This window comes from Sinorhizobium sp. (assembly GCF_059070375.1).
In genome coordinates this window covers 908,254-927,604 of record NZ_JCACWC010000003.1, presented here as the reverse complement: position 1 = coordinate 927,604, position 19,351 = coordinate 908,254, and the positions used below count along the sequence as shown (strand labels likewise).

14 protein-coding genes are annotated in these 19,351 nt (G+C 62.1%); 6 read left to right on the top strand and 8 right to left on the bottom strand.

Annotation, left to right across the window (positions count from 1 at the left end; all coding sequences use genetic code 11):
- Positions 1–13: 13 nt before the first annotated feature.
- Positions 14–2,323, bottom strand: a complete 2,310-nt coding sequence (locus AC5J09_RS16450; protein ID WP_494298023.1) for a DUF1217 domain-containing protein — start codon at positions 2,321–2,323, stop codon at positions 14–16.
- Between the two features lie 372 nt (positions 2,324–2,695).
- Between AC5J09_RS16450 and AC5J09_RS16445 the strand changes: the two genes are divergently transcribed.
- On the top strand, positions 2,696–3,262 hold the full coding sequence (locus AC5J09_RS16445) for a DUF6101 family protein (protein WP_100669217.1): 567 nt from the start codon (positions 2,696–2,698) through the stop codon (positions 3,260–3,262).
- Positions 3,263–3,341: 79 nt separating this feature from the next.
- On the opposite strand, the gene ubiA is transcribed toward AC5J09_RS16445, so the two are convergent.
- The 3 genes from ubiA to AC5J09_RS16430 form a co-directional block, all read right to left on the bottom strand.
- Positions 3,342–4,301: a 4-hydroxybenzoate octaprenyltransferase gene (gene ubiA, locus AC5J09_RS16440; protein WP_494298022.1), complete on the bottom strand. Its 960-nt coding sequence runs from the start codon at positions 4,299–4,301 to the stop codon at positions 3,342–3,344.
- Positions 4,302–4,374: 73 nt separating this feature from the next.
- Positions 4,375–5,181 carry a MipA/OmpV family protein gene (locus AC5J09_RS16435; protein WP_494298021.1) on the bottom strand — a complete coding sequence of 269 codons (807 nt, stop codon included), beginning with the start codon at positions 5,179–5,181 and terminating at the stop codon, positions 4,375–4,377.
- A gap of 815 nt (positions 5,182–5,996) precedes the next feature.
- A complete protein-coding gene (locus AC5J09_RS16430; RefSeq protein WP_494298020.1) occupies positions 5,997–6,812 on the bottom strand; it encodes an AraC family transcriptional regulator in 816 nt (271 codons plus the stop codon).
- Between the two features lie 114 nt (positions 6,813–6,926).
- Here AC5J09_RS16430 and AC5J09_RS16425 point away from each other — a divergent pair, with 114 nt between their 5' ends.
- The 5 genes from AC5J09_RS16425 (at position 6,927) to AC5J09_RS16405 (ending at position 13,636) form a co-directional block, all read left to right on the top strand.
- The gene (locus tag AC5J09_RS16425; RefSeq protein WP_018094406.1) at positions 6,927–8,123 is read left to right on the top strand and encodes an MFS transporter; all 1,197 of its coding nucleotides are present in this window, start codon (positions 6,927–6,929) and stop codon (positions 8,121–8,123) included.
- Positions 8,124–8,228: 105 nt separating this feature from the next.
- Positions 8,229–9,269, top strand: coding sequence for a polyamine ABC transporter substrate-binding protein (locus tag AC5J09_RS16420; RefSeq protein ID WP_100669221.1), 1,041 nt, complete (start codon positions 8,229–8,231; stop codon positions 9,267–9,269).
- On the top strand, positions 9,266–11,638 hold the full coding sequence (locus AC5J09_RS16415) for a putative bifunctional diguanylate cyclase/phosphodiesterase (RefSeq protein ID WP_494298019.1): 2,373 nt from the start codon (positions 9,266–9,268) through the stop codon (positions 11,636–11,638). Before AC5J09_RS16420 ends, AC5J09_RS16415 begins: the two co-directional genes overlap by 4 nt.
- Before the next feature lie 127 nt (positions 11,639–11,765).
- The gene (purD, locus tag AC5J09_RS16410; protein WP_494298018.1) at positions 11,766–13,037 is read left to right on the top strand and encodes a phosphoribosylamine--glycine ligase; all 1,272 of its coding nucleotides are present in this window, start codon (positions 11,766–11,768) and stop codon (positions 13,035–13,037) included.
- Positions 13,038–13,153: 116 nt separating this feature from the next.
- Positions 13,154–13,636: a plant virulence effector HPE1-like domain-containing protein gene (locus AC5J09_RS16405; RefSeq protein WP_100669227.1), complete on the top strand. Its 483-nt coding sequence runs from the start codon at positions 13,154–13,156 to the stop codon at positions 13,634–13,636.
- Positions 13,637–13,746: 110 nt separating this feature from the next.
- On the opposite strand, the gene AC5J09_RS16400 is transcribed toward AC5J09_RS16405, so the two are convergent.
- From AC5J09_RS16400 to AC5J09_RS16385, 4 genes are all read right to left on the bottom strand, one after another.
- Positions 13,747–14,262: a 2-thiouracil desulfurase family protein gene (locus AC5J09_RS16400; protein WP_494298017.1), complete on the bottom strand. Its 516-nt coding sequence runs from the start codon at positions 14,260–14,262 to the stop codon at positions 13,747–13,749.
- A gap of 59 nt (positions 14,263–14,321) precedes the next feature.
- Positions 14,322–16,487 carry a glycine--tRNA ligase subunit beta gene (gene glyS, locus AC5J09_RS16395; protein WP_494298016.1) on the bottom strand — a complete coding sequence of 722 codons (2,166 nt, stop codon included), beginning with the start codon at positions 16,485–16,487 and terminating at the stop codon, positions 14,322–14,324.
- Between the two features lie 91 nt (positions 16,488–16,578).
- A complete protein-coding gene (locus AC5J09_RS16390) occupies positions 16,579–18,513 on the bottom strand; it encodes a DUF2207 domain-containing protein (protein ID WP_494298015.1) in 1,935 nt (644 codons plus the stop codon).
- A 118-nt stretch (positions 18,514–18,631) separates the two neighbouring features.
- Positions 18,632–19,180, bottom strand: coding sequence for a LemA family protein (locus tag AC5J09_RS16385; RefSeq protein ID WP_018094398.1), 549 nt, complete (start codon positions 19,178–19,180; stop codon positions 18,632–18,634).
- Positions 19,181–19,351 lie beyond the last annotated feature (171 nt).

Here is a 19,351-nt window from a genome sequence, read left to right as displayed (position 1 = left end):
CCGCCGTTAAGCCCTACCCGCCCTTCCTGAGCTGCGACAGTTGGAAGAGCGTATCGGCGCTGATGCCGATATTGCTGCCGCTGCCCGAGAGCACCACCACGGCCGGATCGACTTCCATGTTGTTCTCCAGATCGTAGAGCACGGTGAAGCGCGCGAGGAGCTTCTTCAGCTCGGCCGGATCGCTCAGCTTCTCGAGCTCGAGGTTCTTCTCGACGATCTTTGCCTGCTGGTCGATGTCCATGGAACTGAATTCGTCGGGCAGGCTGAAGATCGTGCGGAACACTTCGGCGAGCGCATCATCGGCCAGGAGATCGTAAGCGTCGACGAGCGAGCCTGCCTGGCGCTCGAAATAGAGTGCCAGGCGGACACCTGCATTGTCCTCGCCGGCCTGTTCTTCCAGCGTCTGGTGCAGATACCGGTCGAGGGTCTCGTAAAGCCCCTGCCGCGTGATGATGACGCTCTTGTCCTCGCGCAGCACGTTGCCGCCGCGGTCGAAATTGAACGAGGTGACCAGGGCGATATAGGCCCCGGAGTTCTGATGCTGATTGATGAAGCTCTTGGGATCGTCCAGATCGGAGGTGAAGATGTCGCGAAGGAAATCGACGGTGACATTCTCGGGATCGATGCCGTTTGCCGCCAGAGCGAAATCGACCAGGCGGGAATCGGCCAGAAATTCGTCGAGAGAGGAGAGTTTGGCGACCTCGGCCGTATAATATTCGGCATCCGCTTTGGCCTTGGTCTTGTCCTCCTCCGAGCCAAAACGGGACTTGTTGACGATGTAGGTCTTGGCGGTCTCCTGAATCAGCGTCTCCGACTGCGCCAATGCCGGAACGCCGATGTCGCCCGCTGTCGTAAAGTTGAACAGCTGGGCGAGCTTCAGGTAACGCTCGTCCTTCAGCGTGTAGACGAAGCTTTCCGGATCGGTGAGATCGCTGGTCAGAACCCGCTTGATCGTCCGTGAGCTTTCGGCGTCCGGATCGAGACCGACGGCTTGCAGCGCGAAATCGTAGATCGAAGCCGTGTCGATGAAGTCGCCGACGGACGCCACCTTCTCGACGGCAAGCTTATAGGCGCCGATCGCCTTCGCGTCCGCTGCGTCGTCCTTGTCGTTGTAGCGCGTCATGTAACGGCTGGAGGTGAGTGTCGTCTGTTCCGCGGTCTGCGCCGCATCGCCCGCCGCGAGCGTGCCGTCCGCCTGGAAGTTGAAGGCCCTGGCGAGCGCCTTGTAGTTCTCGTTCCCCTTGCCGATCGTATTGATGTAGCTGTTCGGGTCGTCCGGATCGCTGGTCAGGATATTCTTGATCGTAGCCGGCACGATGGTGACCTCGTTGAGATCGAAGGCCGTGCGGATGTAGTTATAGAGGCGCGTATCGGCGACAAGCTCGCTGACGGTCGTGATGCTCGCGATCTTTTCCTCGAAATAGGCCTTGTTCAGGAGCGCTGCCTGGGGGGTGATCCGCGGATTGCTGGAGACGTAGAGTTCATTCATGGTCTTCTTGTGCGCGGCGGTCTGCGCCGATCCCGCAGCCACCGTGCCGTCGGCGTTGAACTGGAAAGCCGCCGCCATCGCCAGGTAATTGCTGACCGTGGAAATCGACTTGTTGTAGGTGGCTATCTTCGCCCGGAGTTCCAGCTTTTCCGCCTCCGTCGTGCCGCTCTGCTGGAGCTTCGCCTGAGCGTCGGCTCTGGCAGCCTCGAGCTCCGATAGTCTGGGTTCGAGCACGGTTTTCTCATAGCTGTCCGGATCGTCGGCATTGCTGGAGAGAACGTTGCGGAGCGTTTCACGGGAGTACGTGCTCTCGTCGATACCGAAGACGGTGAAGACATAGGTCCGCAGACGCTCATTGTTCAGAAGCTGATCGACGCTCGTTACCTTGTCGATCATGACGTTGTAGTAGCGCGTCTCTTCCTTCTGGGTTTCCCCGATGCTGGCGATACTCGTATTGTAGAGGCCGATCATCTCGTCGAGCTGCGCTTCGGTCTGGGAAACCGCCGTTCCACCGCTGAAGCTGAACGCCATCGTGAATTCGCGGTATCGTTCGTCCGTCAGCTTGTTGGCAAAGCTGTTATCGTCGGACAGGTCGCTTTCGAGCACCTTCCTCATGAAGGCGACCGACTCGATCATATCTGCCAGGCCATAGGCCTTCATCGCGTAGGAATAGAGGCGGTAGTCGGCGAGGAACTCGTCGACGGAGGCCACACTGCCGATGTTCTCCCTGTAATACTGCGTGTCGCGGGCGACGATCGTCTGCTCCGACACGCGCTTCAGGCTGAGCTTCATGTCCCGTGCGATCAGATTGTAGTCGAGATAAGTCGAAACCATGCGTCGCCCGCCAGCAAGGAACGGGGACCGCCGGCGCGCCGACATCCCCTGAAACCACTCCGATGATGGCGAAGATCGCGCAGCATGCTTGTGTGTGGCTTTTGCCGCTGGAGCGGATGAGAAAAAACGTGTGCCCGTTTTCCGTCCGCATCCCGCCCTGGCAAAGCACATCGAAAATGCCTGCGGTTTCATTGACGAATGAGAAACCTTGCGGCCTCGGCTTTTGCTAACCATCGGAGACAGCAAAGTTTTTTTAACCGCGAATTTTAAGCCGCCCGGAACGGAGCCCGCCTATCCTCCGCCCCTAGAGGACGAAAAGTCCCGAGAGGAAAGCCGGAAACGGCTCTCAAGGAAAAACAAGGGCGATATGAAATGCGCAATACACTCTCTCAGCCGGCTTGGGTCGGAAACACGCTCAGACTTGACCCGAAGCGCTTTCCGCAGCAAGCAAGCTACGTGCTGCGCGGGCACACGGGGAATGTCAGCATCAGCCTTGACGAGCGTGGCGCTGTTCTGCGCAAGGTGCTACCATTCAGCGGCCTGCCGCTTTCGATCGCTCTGCCGGCGCGAGCTTTCAAGGGTGTGGCGGCACGGGCAATCGACCATGGCGACGGGGAGGTTACAGTGACGCTCGAACTTCATCACGATGATCCGGATCTCTGTATCCCGCTGCTCGTGGCTCATGATCTTTCGGACATCGCAGCCGATTGGCGCGCCTGGGCCGAAGCCTATCGCATTCCGATGCTCATGGTGGAAGCCGACGGGGTCGCACGGCCGCTCGAGGAACATATCGGCGATGTTCGCACCGCTCCCGCAAAGCCGCGCCGCCGCCATTCCTTTTTCGCCGAGCGCCGGCCGCGCTTTCTCGTGCGCCGCTCCACCGGCAGTCTCGGCATCCAGATGAAGATCGACGGCCGCGAAATCATCGCCCGGGCGTGACCGCAGCGTTCCAAGTTACAAGACAACGATCAGCAAGCCGGCCCTTCGACGCTCCGCGCCTTAGGGCCGGCTTCTGCGTTCAAATGAGCCGCACGAGAAGCGAGAGCACAAGTCCGGCAAAGATGATCAGGCCGACGACGCCGTTGAACTTGAACAGCGCGAGACATTGTAGCGGATCGTGAATGTTCAATACGAGAATCTGATAGGCGAGCATCACCGCGGCCACCAGAAGCCCGACATAGGCGAAAAATCCGGCACCGGCGGACAGGAAGGCGAAAAGCATCAGGAAAACCGCAATCCCGTATAGCCCGATAAGCCAGGGCCGCGGGTTCTCGCCGAAACGGCGGGCGGTCGAGCGAACGCCGATCAGCTCGTCGTCCTCCCTGTCCTGATAGGCATAGATGGTATCATAACCGATGGTCCAGGCGATGGCGGCAACGTAGAGGATGATCGCGGCCAGGGAGAGGCTGCCGAACTCAGCGGTCCAGCCCATGATCGCGCCCCAGGAGAAGGCGAGCCCCAGGAAAAACTGCGGCCAGTCCGTGAAGCGCTTGGCGAAAGGATAGATCGCGACCAGCGCCAGCGAAAGGAAGCCGAGAAAAATCGTGAAACCATTGAACTGCAGCAGCACGACGAGGCCCACAAGGGCCTGCAACAGCATGAATGCCTTCGCCTGAAAACGGGTGACGCGGCCGGAAGGCAGCGGTCGGGAGCGCGTACGTGCCACTTCCATGTCGATGTCGTGATCGACGATGTCGTTGTAGGTACAGCCGGCGCCGCGCATGGCAATCGCTCCGACAACGAACAGAAAGACATGGAAGAGAAATCGCCCAGCCGAAAAGCTGCCGAGCGATGCCGCCGTTCCGGACGCCAAGGCCGCCGACCAGAGGCACGGCCACAAGAGCAATTGCCAGCCGATCGGCCGGTCCCAACGCGCGAGCTGCGCATAGGGCCACAGCGCTCGCGGCAGAACCCGATAGACCCAATTGTTGGACGGCGCGTCGTGCACGCGGCCGGAATCGATGGAAGAACTGTTCATGGCCTCTGTTTGGCCCCGCAAAACCTGCCGGTCAAGCGCTCCATTTCATCCCGCCGCCATCCAGGCCGACCCGTCAGGGGAGCGTGAAATCGAAGCGATAGGTCGCGGTCACCCCGACGAGGAACTGGTCGGGGCTGCCGCGCTCGCGTACGAGGCTTGAATCGGCGGCAGCGCCCATCAATCGCCGATATTCGGCATAGACACCCGTTTCGAGCTTCTCGGTCGCCATCCAGTTGATCTCCGCCCCGAGCCCAGCGGAATAAATACCGCCACCCGGATCGTAGGTGCCGAGTCCCGAAGCAGCGGATTCCGCTGCGTTGACGCCATAATAGGCGTCGAAATAATCGCTCGATGCCGCCGTCAACCGCGGTCCGGCGGAAATGCGGACGGTTTCGCCGAGATCGGCGAAGGCATCCGCCGCGACATCGGCGACGACCCCGTGATGGCTGCGGATACCCTGACGTATCTCTGCGCGAAGGCGCATCCAGTCCGTGGGGTAGACTTCCGCGAAACCGCCGATTTCGCCGCCGAATTTCGGATGGTCGAGGCCTTTAAGATCGCTCGAATCGTCCTCGTCACGCTCGAAAATCAATTTGCCGACGGCGCCCGCGCGGAAATGTCCCTGGTCGAGCAGGGCGTAGGACATGTTGTCGTTGCGCGACGAAAAGCGCACGGCGCTGCCAGCCTTGCCGAGCGAAACGAGCGGCGCCGCCTGAAGCATGCGCTTCGAACCGCCTTCATACTCCGGACCGAGAAAACCAGTGGCGCCTATCTTCAGATACCAGTCTCCAGACCAGGGGTACCGGCGTTCTTCGGCGGCAACGACTCCGGCTGCAAGAAGAAAAGCCTGAGACGCAAGAAAAACAACATGAGTTCTCATCTATACTCCGAAGAATAATTTATTGGGCTGGCAAACCCAGGACGTGCCCAAAGCACGTATAATGGGTGTCTACCCATTCATACAACGCCTTCTTATCTTCGGCAAGTCCATGAGATTCCGTTAATCCGATCTGTTCAGCTTCGGGATTCATACCGAACCGCGGCTACGTCGCAAATTGAACTAGGGCCTGTTGAGATTCAATTTGAGTTCATGACGGCTGCTGCGAGATGGATAACGGCGTTGAAGCTCTGGTCGGTTTTGTCGGCACGCATGGCGATGCGCTGAATTCCTCGCGTAACGACCGTGCGCCACTGCATGTTGATCGTAGCCGGTCAATGGACAGAAACAGCAGCAGCTCAAAGGGCTACAGCGACCTTTGCGCGTCTCATAAGACGCGCGGCGCTGTAGGAAACGTATCGGAGGACTGCAACCTCTCCTCTCCTCTCCTCTCCTCCCCTCATCCCTGTGCTCGTCACAGGGATCCAGCAGCGCCGCGTCTGCGGCGCGGGAAGCGTTCTTTCAGCCCAAGGACTTGGTCTGGCTGGATTCCTGTGACAAGCACAGGAATGAGGGATCGGGATGTGCGCCTACTACAACATTTGATTTCGAATATGCGAGGGGATGGTCAGCCTGTGACGCGATGAAACGCGCCGAGGGACCGCACCCTCTCCGCCCTCATCTCTCTCTGTGCTCGTCACAGGGATCCAGCAGCGCCGCGTCTGCGGCGCGGGGAATGAGGAAATCAAACAGGCCGCCGCGGGTGGCTCGAATTTCAACAGGCCTTGGCGCATTTCAACGAAAATTGCCGACGCCGTTCAGGTCCGCTGGTCACGCAGATAGACGCTCGGCGGCGCACCCAGCATGCGGCGGAACATGGTCGTGAAAGCTGCGACGTTCTCGTAACCGGCGTCGAGCGCCACCGTGGTGATCGGCTCGCCGTCCGCAATGCGCGGCAGCGAGGCGAAGATGCAGGCATGCTGTCGCCACGTGACGAAGCTCACGCCCGTCTCCTGCCGGAAAAGCCGCGTGAAGGACCGCCGGCTGATGCCCATGCGCGCCGCCCACGCGTCGATGTTCGCGGATGCCGATGGCGCTTCCAGAAATTGCCGGCAGAGGGCTGCAAGCTTGCGGTCGCGCGGGAAAGGCAGGCCTAAAGGTCGCTGGTTGAGCCGCGGTATTTCCGTGAGCAGCAATTCCATGATCAGGCTTTCGCGCCGTTCGGACGACGCTTCGTTCCCGGCGCCGACGAGTTCGTCGATGAGGCTGCCGACGAGCGCGCTCATTTCCAGGACGAGGGGCCGGCGCGCTTCGCTTGCCTCCGGCGGGATGTAGATGGAATGCATACGCACATCGCTGACCATCTCGGCCGAATGCTCGATTCCCGCGGGAATCAGCAGGGCGTGTCCCGGGGGAATCATCCAGCGTCCCTCCGACGTATAGACGAGCACCACCCCCGAACGCGCCCACCAGAGTTGAGTCCGGCTGTGACTGTGGGAGGGCACGGTGAGCCCGCAGGCGTAGTCCCTCCCGATCGCGAGAACGGGCGCGTTCGCCTTCTCGATCCATTCCAGGCTTCTGAAATGGTCCGCGTCCGGCAACTTTGGCAGGTGATGTCGGGCGGATTTCGCCATATGGCCCACTCTCGAAAGAACTCGACCAAATCACAAAAGCAGGCCAGCGACAACCCGTCTAGAGATGGCCGAAAAGGCTCCGTTGGCGGGCCGCCCCCTAAGGAAACATTCTCCATGGCAACGGTCACGTCGGCGGGCACCATCAGCCCGGAAAAGACAGCATTTTCGGTCATCCTGGCGGTCAGCTTCTGTCATATGCTGAACGACATCATGCAATCGCTGCTGACGGCGCTCTATCCTTTGCTCAAGGAAAACTACGCGCTCGATTTCGTCCAGATCGGACTTCTGACGTTCACGTTTCAGGTGACGGCGTCGATGCTGCAGCCGGCCATCGGCATCGTGACGGATCGTTGGGCGCTACCCTATTCGCTGCCGTTCGCCATGCTCTCGACCTGCATGGGTCTCCTGCTTCTCGCCAATGCCGACCACTTCTGGATGCTTCTCTTGGCAGCGAGCCTGATCGGCATCGGGTCGGCGATCTTCCACCCCGAATCCTCCCGCGTGGCCCGGCTTGCGTCGGGCGGCCGCCACGGGCTGGCTCAGTCGCTGTTCCAGGTCGGCGGCAATGCCGGAAGCGCGCTTGGCCCGCTGCTGGCCGCATTCATCGTGCTCCCTTTCGGCCAGGGCAGCCTCGGCTGGTTCTCCATCGTCGCCATCACCGGGTTCTTCGTGCTTTCCTGGGTGAGCATGTGGTACGTCCGCCACCGCCGCGCGACCATGAGCCGTCCCGTCCCCAGCCGCGCGCTGCCCTTGCCGAAGGCGCGGGTCCTGTGGACGATCGCGATCCTCGTCCTGCTGACGGCTACGAAGAACGTCTATCTCACCAGCATCTCGAGCTATTTCACCTTCTTCGTCATTGAAAGGTTCGGCACCAGCGTACAGCAGGCGCAGCTGATGCTGTTCCTCTTCCTCGGTTCGGCGGCCGCAGGAACCTTCCTCGGCGGCCCGATCGGCGATCGATACGGCGCCCGCTTCGTCATCTGGTTCTCGATCCTCGGCGTCGTTCCGTTCACCCTTCTGCTGCCTTATGCGAACCTGTTCTGGACGGGCGTGCTGAGCGTCATCATCGGCCTCATCTTCTCGTCCGCTTTCTCGGCGATCGTCGTCTTCGCGCAGGAACTCGTTCCCGGCCGGGTGGGGCTCATCGCCGGCGTTTTCTTCGGTTTCGCCTTCGGCGCCGGCGGCATGGGCGCCGCGGTCCTCGGCGTCTTCGCCGATCGGCAGGGCATCGAGTTCGTCTATAAGATCTGCTCCTATCTGCCGCTCCTCGGGCTGCTCACCGTATTTCTGCCGAAGCTGCCGGCGCGATGAACAGGCGTGCGGGCGCCTCGCGCCCGCACGATCTTGCTCCGGACGTAAGCATTCCTCAATCATTGCCGGATAGCGTCCGGCGATGGGGGTGTGCAGGGGCAGAACATGAAGGCACGCAGGGCTATTTCCGTCTTTCTGGCGACACTGCTTTGCGCTTCTGCGAGCCGCGCCGAAACGCTCAACCTGCTTATCTGGGAAGACTATATCGCCGAGAGTCTCATCGACCGCTGGACCGAAAAGACGGGCGTTTCCATCCGCCAGATCAATTTCGACAGCGACGATGCCCGCGACGAGATTCTTGCCGATCCGGGCCGTAACATCGATCTGGTCATCGTCGATGAGAACGGCGCGACGCTTTTCGGACGAAAGGGCATCATCGAGCCGCTCTCCGAGACCAATCTGCCCGCGATCGCGGACTATGCGCCGCAATGGCGCAAATCCTGCGCCGGTTACGGCCTTCCCTACTTCTGGGGCACCGTCGGCATCCTCTATCGCTCCGATGTGGTCACGCCGCCACCGACATCCTGGCGTGACATGATGCGTCCTGCACCGGCGTTGCAGAAGCACATCGCCATGTTCGCCGACCACAGCGAGATTTTCGTGCCCCCGCTGATGCTGCTCGGCGCCTCCGTCAATGCCGACGACACGGCAACGCTGAAGGCCGCATTCGCGCTCCTGAAGACGCAGGCCCCATCCGTGCTGACCTACGACTACGTCGTCACCTCGATCCAGGATCCCGCCTTGGCCGGAAATATATATCTGGCGCTGGGCTATAGCGGCGATCAGCATGTGCTCAACAGTAAAGCCGGCAAGGCGGGGCTATGGCGCTACGCGGTCCCGAAAGAGGGCACGTTGTCGTGGCTCGACTGTTTTTCCGTCACGGCCGCATCCCCTCGCAAGCAAAGGGCTCTCGAATTCCTGAACTTCATCGGATCGCCGGAGGCCGCCGCTGCCAACGCGATCGCGCTCAACATGCCGACCGCAAGCGGCGCGGCTCTCAAGCTCCTTCCGGAGACCATGCGCTCCGATCCGGAAATCTACCCGCCGTCCGAAATCATGGCGAAAAACCAGCATCACCAGGAACTGTCCGTCAGGTCGATCGAAGCGCGCCGGCGAATCATCAACACTTTGGCGAACTTCCAGTGACCCTCGGCAAGCGTGCGCTCATCCTCATCTTTCCGGTCGTGCTCGCAGGTTATCTTCTCGCGGCTCTCTCCGTACACGTCGCCCAGAGCCGCTCCATCCGCGCACTCGAGCACGCCAAGCTCTCACAACGGCTCGAACACGCCGCCTCCGTCTTCCAGAACGAGGTTCGGCGCAGCCGCGGTGCCCTCAACGCGCTTCTGAGCGGCAACGCGCTGCGGCAATACGTGGCCGAAACCGACAAGAAATACCGCGCCAATGCGCTCGGTGTGCGGCTGCAGGAGAGCCTGACGTCGCTGTCCGACGATCCTGCGGGTTTTATCTCCCTGGCCGTTCTCAACAGCAAGCTGGAAACGGAGTACTACTTCGAGAACAGTTGGGATCCCTTTGCGGAAATCGACCCGGCACAGCTGGATCTCGCGCGCCAGTTGCTCAACGGATCGAAACTCGGCGACTGGAGCTATGTCGACTCCGCCGGCGACCGGCCGCGGATCGTCTATTCGCTGTTCGTCGATCCGGTAACCTTTGGCCGGCCGGCCCCCAGCAACAGGGCAAATGCGCTGCTGATGCAGGTTGCGGTACAGCCCGACCGCTTTCTCAGGCTGCTGGCCCCGCTGAAAAGGGAATATGGCGCCGATATCGTCCTCCAGCCGTGGCCGCTTGCCGTGACCGACGATCTGTCGGCAAGCGTTCCTCTCGGGCCCGCCTTGCATGCGACGCTGACGGTTTCTGATGCGCATTTCGAAGCCCAGATGATGCGGCAGAAACTGCTCCTCGCCCTCGGCGCTTTGGCCATGAGCCTCTTTTCGATCTGGCTGATCATCGTGCTCATCCGCCGCTTCATCACGGGCCCGATCGCAACGCTCGATACCAATGTCATGGCGGTGATGGCCGGCGCGCGCGCGGAAATCGCCGAGGTGGACGAGGCCGGCGAAATCGGCCGTCTGACCCGAAACATCCGGGAGATGCATCGACAATCCGTCCAGTCGCTCCAACTCGTGCAGCGGAGTTCCTGGACCGACACGTTGACGGGCATCAGCAACCGGGGACGCTTCAACATGCTTGCCGCGCAGGCCGTCCAGGAGGCTGTCGCATCCGGCGAGAAATGCAGCCTGCTTTTCATCGACATCGACAACTTCAAGTTCGTCAACGACAAGCACGGCCACGATGTCGGCGACGAGCTCTTGAAAACGCTCGCCGCCCGGATCGCACGCGATGTCGGAGCGATCACCCGCAGGCGCGGACAGGAGCCGGCCATCCTCGCGCGGCTCTCCGGCGACGAGTTCGCGGTTCTGTTGCGTTCGCAGCTCGGCGACGGCGCGGTGCGGGAGGTTTGCGGCGCGATCCTCGCCCTGTTTTCAGATGGGTTCGAGCTTTCCGGCAAGCGTTATCCGGTCACGGCAAGCATCGGCGTTGCCGCATGTCCTGATGATGCGAGCTCGGTCGCGGAGCTGATCTCGAATGCCGACGCCGCCATGTACCAGGCGAAGAGCGCCGGCAAGAACCGGTCCGCCCGCTTCTCCCGCGCGCTCAACGACAAGCGCACCCGCCAGCGGCAGATCCAGGATGAGCTGCGCGCGCTCGATCCCGACGAGCAGTTTCACCTGGTCTACATGCCGATCGTCGACGCCGGCGGAAAAGTCACCGGTTGCGAGGCTCTGTTGCGCTGGCACTCGCCGGTCCTGGGGCATGTGACGCCCGACGAATTCGTTCCGATAGCCGAGAGCTCCGGTCTGTTTACGAAAATCGACTGGTGGGTCATCGACAAGGCGATGTCGGATTGCCACCAGCTGAAGGCGCTGTTCGGCCCCGATACGGTTCTCGCGATCAACATCTCCTCGGCCGAACTGCACTCGAAGTCGATCAACGACCATTTTTCGGACTGCCTCGCGCGCCACGGCCTGGAGGCGCGATCGATCGACATCGAGCTCACCGAAACATTCGCCGTCCAGATCAGCGATCAACTGCGCCTGAATATGGAAGAGCTCAGGAGCAAAGGCTTCCGGCTCTCGATAGACGACTTCGGCGCCGGCTACACATCGGTTCAGCAGATCATCGATTATGCCGCCGACACGATCAAACTCGACCGGGCGCTCGTCTCCAACCTGGCCGCTTCGCGATCGCTGGCGGTACTCAAAGCGGTCGTCGCGCTCTGCCACGCGAAGGAGATGACCGTGGTCGGCGAAGGCGTCGATACGCCGGAAAAGCTCGCCATGCTCACGGCGGCGGGCTGCGACCGCTTTCAGGGCTATCTGATCAGCAAGCCGCTCCCGCTTACCGAGCTGGCGATCTGGGCGCTCTCCCGGGTCGCGCTCGCCGCAGACAAGCCGGCTGACGACGACGGCTGGCCGGTGGCTGCAAGCCGGCGCTGACGTTACTCCCCGACAGAATCACGCTGGCTGGCACCAGGAAATTTGCAGCGCGGGCCGCTTTTTCCTTGACCTCGTCCCGCCGGCCGTCTTAACCGCAGCGCAACAATTCCTGACGGCGAGGATGGCGATGAAGGTTCTTCTGATCGGATCGGGCGGCCGCGAGCATGCGCTTGCATGGAAGATCGCGCAATCGCCGAGGCTGACCCAGCTTTATGCCGCCCCCGGTAATCCGGGCATCGCCGAGGAGGCCACGATCGTCGACCTCGACACGGAAGATCACGAGGCCGTCGTCGATTTCTGCAGGACCCATGCGATCGATTTCGTGGTCGTCGGTCCCGAAGCGCCCCTGGTCGCCGGTCTTGGCGACGTGCTTCGCGCGGCCGATATTCCCACCTTCGGCCCTTCGGCCGCAGCGGCCCAGCTTGAAGGCTCCAAGGGTTTCACCAAGGACCTCTGCGCGAGATACGGGATTCCGACCGGGGCCTATAGACGCTTTACCGATGCCGCGTCCGCCAAGGCCTATGTCCGCCAAGAGGGCGCACCGATTGTCATCAAGGCCGACGGGCTTGCCGCCGGCAAGGGCGTGACGGTGGCGATGAGCCTCGACGAGGCCCTTGCCGCAGTCGACGAATGCTTCGCGGGCGCCTTCGGCGCGGCCGGCGCCGAAGTGGTCGTCGAGGCCTATCTCGACGGCGAGGAAGCCAGCTTCTTCTGCCTTTGCGACGGCAAGAGCGTGCTGCCGCTCGCCTCCGCGCAGGATCACAAACGTGTCGGCGACGGCGACACCGGGCCGAACACCGGCGGCATGGGCGCCTATTCGCCCGCGCCGGTCATGACCGCCGAGATGGTGGAACGGACGATGAAAGAGATAATCGAGCCCACCGTCCGCGGCATGGCCGAAAGCGGTCATCCCTTCGCCGGCGTGTTCTTTGCCGGCCTGATGATCACGGACAAGGGCCCGGAACTCATCGAATACAATGTCCGCTTCGGCGATCCCGAATGCCAGGTGCTGATGATGCGGCTCGAGAGCGACCTCCTGCCGCTGCTCTACGCGGCGGCCACCGGAGCGCTCGAAGAGACGAAAGCGGAGTGGCGCGACGACGTTGCCCTGACCGTGGTGATGGCCTCGCGCGGCTATCCGGGCGCCTACGAAAAAAATACACCGATCGAGGCCCTGCCCGACGCGTCCGCCGCGACCAAGGTATTTCATGCCGGAACCGCAATGAAGGAAGGCGGGCTGGTCGCAACCGGCGGCCGGGTGCTGAACGTCACCGCCACGGGAAAGACCGTCGGTGAGGCGAAGGACGCAGCCTATGCGGCGGTTCGCGGCGTTCGCTGGGAGAACGGCTTCTATCGCAGCGACATCGGCTGGCGGGCGGTCGCGCGCGAGACTGCCTGACGGCTTCAGCGAGCGGCGCTGCAGGAAAGGCCGTATCGTTCAAATTTTATGATTTCTCCTGACCGGAAGGTAAGGGGAGACCGCTATTCTCACCTTGACCAATCGAGGAGAGATCAATGCGTTCCCTGCTGATCACAGCCGCTCTCGTCTATACCGCCGGTCCCGCGGCAGCCTCTTCGATCGACAACATCACCTCCGGCGAGGCTGTCAATTCGAGCGTCGCGACGGTTTCCTGCGCGGCCTGCCCGCCCTTGCAGCCAAAGAGGAAGCCTTCCTACGTCGTCCCGGATCTTGCGCCGGGCACGGATCGCGTGGAGCTCAAGGAAATCCATGGAGAGGTGAAGTCGGTGCGCACGGAGGCGTGGCTGGGCGGCTCGCCGGTGATTTTCGTCAACGATGCATCGGATGTCGCGATCCGGGCCGCGGGAATGCAGACCGGCGAACCGGCAGTGGCCGACGTCCCGGCAAGCACCCACCGCGGCGAGATCGCGGAAATCTCCATCGACCATACCGCAAAAACCGCCGCGGTTGCTGCCTCGATGGCCAGCGGCGGTTCACGGAAAATTGATCCGGCTATTTTCGATCTTCGCCTAGATTGATACCATATTATTAACGTTCCCTGCCCCAGTCAGTCGACGTTCAAGGCTGACGGGCAAATTCGCTGCAAAAGCGAGAGGTTGCGCCCCTGAGAGAAGCAGGGGCGTAATCTTTAGAGCGATACCCCAACTTCGTTGCCGGCATCGCCGACCCTTGCGACCAAGGTCTCTATCTCACGATCGGAATAGATTTCAATGCCGTTGGCCCGCAGCAGCGCGGCCGTCACGCCCTCACCCGCAATACGTTCGCCGCTGAACCGGCCGTCATAGATGAAGCGGGAGCCGCAGGATGGACTGCCGTCGATCAGCAGGGCAAACCGGCAATTCGTCTCGCGTGCCAGCGCAAGCGCATTCTCCGCTGCGCGACGAAACGCCGACGTCACATCGCCGCCCGTGTTTTCGAGGACGCGCGTCCTGCCGGCGAGCACGTCGGCGCCCGTCCTGCCCCCTTCGATCTCGGCCGGCGGACGCGGCACCGGCATGCCGGCCGACATTTCCGGACAGATGGTGACGAGCCGCCCTTCCCTCCTCCAGCGATCGATCGCCGGGTGAATGAGCGGCTTCGATGCGCCGTCGTAACGAACGGCATGTCCCATGAGGCAGGCACTGACGAGAATCCTGGCGGTCATGAGTTTTCATATCGGCCGGTCGTCAACGCGGCAACCTCTGCGGTGCAGAGCGCTTCGAGTTACCCCGATATCTTCGAGAAGTCCGCCACCTCACCCGTCGCCGAGCGGATGAGGCCCAGCAGCGCGAGGCGGTTGGCACGGATCGCCTTGTCCTCGTCATTGACGAGAACATCGTTGAAGAAATCGTCGACCGGCTCGCGCAGTTTCGAGAGCGCCTCCATGGCCGAGCGGAAATCCTCCTTGACGATCGCGTCGCGCGCATCGTCCGACGCGACCTTGATCGAAGCGTGCAGCGTCCGCTCGGCGTCGAGCCGGAACAATGCTTCGTCGACGCTCTCGGCGACTTCCGTACCCTTCTTCTCTTCGGCAGCGAGAATCTGCGTCGCACGTTTCGTGCCGGTGAGCAGGTTCCTGCCCTCCTCAGCCGTGATGAAGGCGGTCAGCGCCTCGACGCGGCGGGCGATCATCAACAGATCGTCCGCATCCGACGCGAGCACCGCATCGATCAGATCGTATCGCGCGCCGAGATCGCGCAGGTAAACCTTCAGGCGATCGTGGAAGAAGGCGAGCAGATCGGCGGAAATCTCGGCTGCGATATCCGGACGCTGTGCCTTCAGGGCGGCGAGCGCCACATCGAAACAAGGCAGAAGCGGCAGCCGCGCACTTCCCTCCAGAATGAGCCGGATCACGCCGAGTGCCGCACGGCGCAGCGCATAGGGGTCCTTGGAACCGGTCGGCTTTTCGTCGATTGCCCAGAAGCCGACGAGGGTATCGAGCTTGTCGGCAAGCGCCACCGTTACCGAGACGGGATCGGTCGGCACACGGTCGGATGGTCCCTGCGGCTTGTAGTGATCCTCGATCGCATTGGCGACGGCCGCGCTTTCACCCTGCAGAACGGCATATTTGTGGCCCATGATGCCCTGCAGCTCCGGGAATTCGCCGACTGCCTCGGTGCGAAGGTCCGCCTTGGCGAGCACGACTGCGCGATCGACGGAGGCGGGATCGGCACCGGTGAGCTTGGCGAGCGCTGCGGCGAGCGAGCGGATTCGGACGACACGATCGCCCTGCGTGCCGAGCTTGGCATGGAAAGTCACGTTAAGGGCGTCGAGCTTCGCCATCCGCTGGTCGAGAGGCTTTTTCAGATCGAGGCCGAACTTCTCGGCAGACGCCGTCAGCGTTTCGAGATCCGGCAAATCGCCCTGGTCGCGCTTCCAGAAATGCGCCGCGTCGGAGAGCCGCGCACGCACGACCTTGCCGTTGCCGTGAGCGATCTCCTTGCCGCCGTCCTTCGCCTCGATGTTCGAGACGAGAATGAACCGGTTGGACAGCGTTTCGGCGCCGGGCTTCCGCGTGACGAAGCATTTCTGGTTGGACTTGATCGTCAGTCGGATGATTTCGGACGGGATTTCGAGATAGCTTTCCTCGAAGCTGCCCATCAGCACCCTCGGCCATTCGACGAGACCGGCGACTTCCTCCAGGAGGCCCTCGTCTTCAACGAGCTCGAGGCCGTTGGCGAAAGCGATGTTGTGGGCGTCGGCCGAGATGATCTCCTTGCGGCGCTCCGCATCGATCACGACCTTCGCCTTTTCAAGCTTCTCGGCGTAGTCGGCGAAGCGGCGGACCGTGATCGCCTCCGGCGCGTGGAACCGGTGGCCGTAGGTGACGTTCGAGGCGACGATGCCATCGATTTCGAAGGGGATCACCTTCGTCTCGTCGTGTTCCGCGCCGAACGTGCAGACGATCGACTGCAGCGGCCGGACCCAGCGAAGACTGCCCGGTTTGGCCGAAGCGGCACCGGAGCGCATGGATTTCGGCCAGGGAAAGTCGCGGATGATCGCCGGCATCACATCGGCGATGATCTCTTCCGCATCCCGGCCGGGCTTTACGACGTGCGCCACATAAAAATCGCCCTTCTTCGGGTCGTTATGGACATGAGCCTCGCTGATGGAGGAGAGGCCCGCGGCGCGGAGAAAGCCTTCGATCGCCTTCTCGTTCGCGTCGATGCGCGGGCCCTTGCGCTCCTCGCGCAGGTCGGCGGAGCGCGCGGTCAGGCCGCGGATGTCGAGCGCCAGCCGCCTGGGCGTCCAGTATTCGCGCGCGCCTTCATAGGTGAGCCCCGCCTCAACCAGAGCGTCCGTCACGAGCTTCTTCAGATCGCCGGCCGCCTTGCGCTGCATGCGGGCGGGGATTTCTTCGGATCGCAATTCAATAAGGAGATCGGGCATGGATTCGAGACTTCGTTCTGTTCCGGAAGGTTGCGGCGGACTTAGCAAGCTCTGGCGAAAATGTCATCACGGCCGGCGAGGAAATCCGCCGTCACCAGCCGCCACCGCCACCGCCCCCACCGCCACCGCCGGAAAATCCGCCGCCGGAAGAAAAGCCCGAGGACGAACTCTTCGCAGGCGGCGGCAAGGAAGACGTCATCGTATCCGCCATCGAACCGGCGAAACCGCCGATCGTGTCGGTGAAGGATCCAGGCCCGAAGCTGTCGCCGTGATACCAGCTCGGCTGATAGGCGGCTGCCGCCGCGCCCGCCGAAGCCGCAAGCAGCCAACGCTCGAAGGTCTCGCTCCAGGGCTTTTCCACACCGAGCGCGACGGCATAGGGGAGCAGGGTCTCGAAATGCCGCGGCGACATTTCCGGCGCGCCCTGCATGTTCAGACGGTCTTTCTCGGCGAGCGTAAGATATTGCCTGAGTCCGTCGATGCCATCCATCATGCGCGTGCCGAGCGGCGTCGGCGCGCCCATGAGGTAATAGAAAAGCCCGTTGACGAGGACGATGCCACCGATCGCGAAGAACAGCGGCAGGTCGCCCGGATCGCTGGCCGAAAAGACGAGCGCGGCGAGAATGCTCGAGAAAACCGTGAACAGCACGAAGCCGATGAAGGCAAGCACGACGATCGACAGAATGCGGCGTGCGAGACTCGAGCCGCGCCGGAGCGATTTACCGACCGAAACGGCGAAGGCGGAAATGAAGACGGCGAGGAAGACCGGGACGATGACGAAAGGAACGCTGTCCTCGCTCAGGTCACCGAAGACGAACAGCGCCGCGAGAGTGGCGACGGAAAGTACGATGCCGCCAACCACGTATCCGGTATTGGCGCGGTAATACTTGCCGCGATGCTCGCGCTCCATCGCGCTGCGGAAGCCGGAGCCCGCCGCCTCTATCTTCTTGCCGTTCGCCCTGTCGATGGTGAGCTTGCCGCCGGCCGCGTCCACCGCTTTCATCAAGGCCGCTTCGCCGGTCGGCAGCTTCTCGCCGTTCTTGCCCGTGGCGGTGATGACGACCGCCTTCTTCAGGTCTTCGAGGATGACATGCCCCTTGACCGCAAGGTTGAGCGCCGCCGCGGAAAGCGCTGTCCATCCTTCGCCGGAAAAGCCCTTGTTATCGATATAGTTGACGAGCGCGGGCGAGACGCCGTGCGGAGGGTCCCAGCGCGGGACCATGACGCCGCGGGCCGGGTCGCGGCCGACACGCACCCAGGCGCGCCCGTAATAGAGCAGGACGAGGAGGAGGCCGGACCCGGCGATGACCAGAGTCATGTGATCGCGCAGCCACCAGATATTTTCCTGGGAGGCGGTCGGCCGTTCGATGCTGCCCTTGGGCAGCTTGATCGCGACGGTCAATCCCTCCTGCGGGCGCAGTCGGCGCGTGGTCGCGAAGAAGATCTCGTCGCCCTCCTCCACCGCGCGCGCATCCTTTTCGGTCGCGCCGTAGCCGCCGGTAAAGACATCGAGCGCCTCCGCCTTCACGCCCTTCGGCAAGGTGACGGTGGCGGTCGCCTCCTCGATCGGGAATGCCCATTCGGTTCCGGTCACGTTCCAATAGAGCTCGTCGTGGTCGTCGAAGAAGCGGATCTGCCGGCTCGTCTCGTAGGTGATCTGAAAGATGTGTTCGCCATGCGGCAGGAGCACGTCGGCGCTTCCCGTATAGATGCGGATGCCGCCGCTGATCGATTCCGTGCGGTATTCCTCTTCGTCGCCGTCCCGCTCGACGGAGAGAAGGTTGAAGTCGACCTTGCTGCGGCCACCGCGCTCGTCGACGAAGGTCAGCGGAAAGTCGCGGTAGATGCCGCGCCGGATACGGTTGCCTTCGACATTCGCCGTGATGGTCTCGGTGACCGTGAGCGTGCCGTCTTTCGCGACCTCTATGACCGAATGGTAGGCGGAGATGAACTCTTCCGCCGCCGCGACGAGCGGCGCTGCAAGAACGAAGGTGACGAGCGCAAGCGCCGCGAAAAGCCGCCTCATCGGGATTTCCCTTTTTCAGGCCCACCGGAGCACTTCCAGAGAAGTATTTAACGGTTTTCCGTCCGGAAGTGCGCGGTTTCGAACCGATAGATCGTTTTATTGATTCAGTGAAATTGATCTAGAACTTGACCGAGGGAACCGCGCGGTCCGCCTCGTTGGTGATCTCGAAATAACTGGCCTTGACGAAGCGGAAGGCGTTGGCGATCAGGTTCGACGGGAAGCTCTCGACCTTGACGTTGAGATCGCGCGCTGCGCCGTTGTAGTAGCGCCGGGACATTTGGATCTCGCCCTCGATCGTTTCCAACGAACGCTGGAGTTCTGCGAAATTCTCGTTGGCCTTCAGGTCCGGATAGGATTCGGCCAGCGCGAAGACGCGGCCAAGCGCCTGCGAAAGCGCGCCTTCGGCCGCGGCCCGCGCCGCGACATCGCCTTCCGGCACCGCCTGAGCCCGGTTGCGCAGTGTAACGACCTCCTCGAGCGTCGACTTCTCGTGAGCGGCGTAACCCTTCACCGTCTCGATCAGATTCGGGATGAGATCGGCGCGCCGCTTCAACTGCACGTCGATGCCGGACCAGGCCTCCTCGGCCATCTGCCGCGCCTTGACGAGGCCGTTATAGACGAAGACGAGATAAAGAATAACGGCGACGCCAATTGCCAGCCCGATCATCAAACCCTCCTTTGGATCACGGCGATCCTACTGCATGTTTTCTTAAATTCTATTCGATTCAAGAACAAACCTGTCAGCAATTCAAAGTTCTACAGCGGCCGATCACAAGACCGCCCCCAGCCCCTGCCGAACGGGTGGTGCCGACGTCTGCAGCCTCAGGCTGTTCCACCG

What these genes read in the sequence shown, in the direction of transcription:
- glyS (WP_494298016.1), bottom strand. Translation starts at nt 16,487, where the DNA reads ATGCCCGATCTCCTTATTGAATTGCGATCCGAAGAAATCCCCGCCCGC.
- AC5J09_RS16430 (WP_494298020.1), bottom strand. Translation starts at nt 6,812, where the DNA reads ATGGCGAAATCCGCCCGACATCACCTGCCAAAGTTGCCGGACGCGGAC.
- AC5J09_RS16385 (WP_018094398.1), bottom strand. Translation starts at nt 19,180, where the DNA reads ATGATCGGGCTGGCAATTGGCGTCGCCGTTATTCTTTATCTCGTCTTC.
- purD (WP_494298018.1), top strand. Translation starts at nt 11,766, where the DNA reads ATGAAGGTTCTTCTGATCGGATCGGGCGGCCGCGAGCATGCGCTTGCA.
- AC5J09_RS16450 (WP_494298023.1), bottom strand. Translation starts at nt 2,323, where the DNA reads ATGGTTTCGACTTATCTCGACTACAATCTGATCGCACGGGACATGAAG.
- AC5J09_RS16445 (WP_100669217.1), top strand. Translation starts at nt 2,696, where the DNA reads ATGCGCAATACACTCTCTCAGCCGGCTTGGGTCGGAAACACGCTCAGA.
- AC5J09_RS16420 (WP_100669221.1), top strand. Translation starts at nt 8,229, where the DNA reads ATGAAGGCACGCAGGGCTATTTCCGTCTTTCTGGCGACACTGCTTTGC.
- AC5J09_RS16400 (WP_494298017.1), bottom strand. Translation starts at nt 14,262, where the DNA reads ATGACCGCCAGGATTCTCGTCAGTGCCTGCCTCATGGGACATGCCGTT.
- AC5J09_RS16405 (WP_100669227.1), top strand. Translation starts at nt 13,154, where the DNA reads ATGCGTTCCCTGCTGATCACAGCCGCTCTCGTCTATACCGCCGGTCCC.
- AC5J09_RS16390 (WP_494298015.1), bottom strand. Translation starts at nt 18,513, where the DNA reads ATGAGGCGGCTTTTCGCGGCGCTTGCGCTCGTCACCTTCGTTCTTGCA.
- AC5J09_RS16435 (WP_494298021.1), bottom strand. Translation starts at nt 5,181, where the DNA reads ATGAGAACTCATGTTGTTTTTCTTGCGTCTCAGGCTTTTCTTCTTGCA.
- ubiA (WP_494298022.1), bottom strand. Translation starts at nt 4,301, where the DNA reads ATGAACAGTTCTTCCATCGATTCCGGCCGCGTGCACGACGCGCCGTCC.
- AC5J09_RS16425 (WP_018094406.1), top strand. Translation starts at nt 6,927, where the DNA reads ATGGCAACGGTCACGTCGGCGGGCACCATCAGCCCGGAAAAGACAGCA.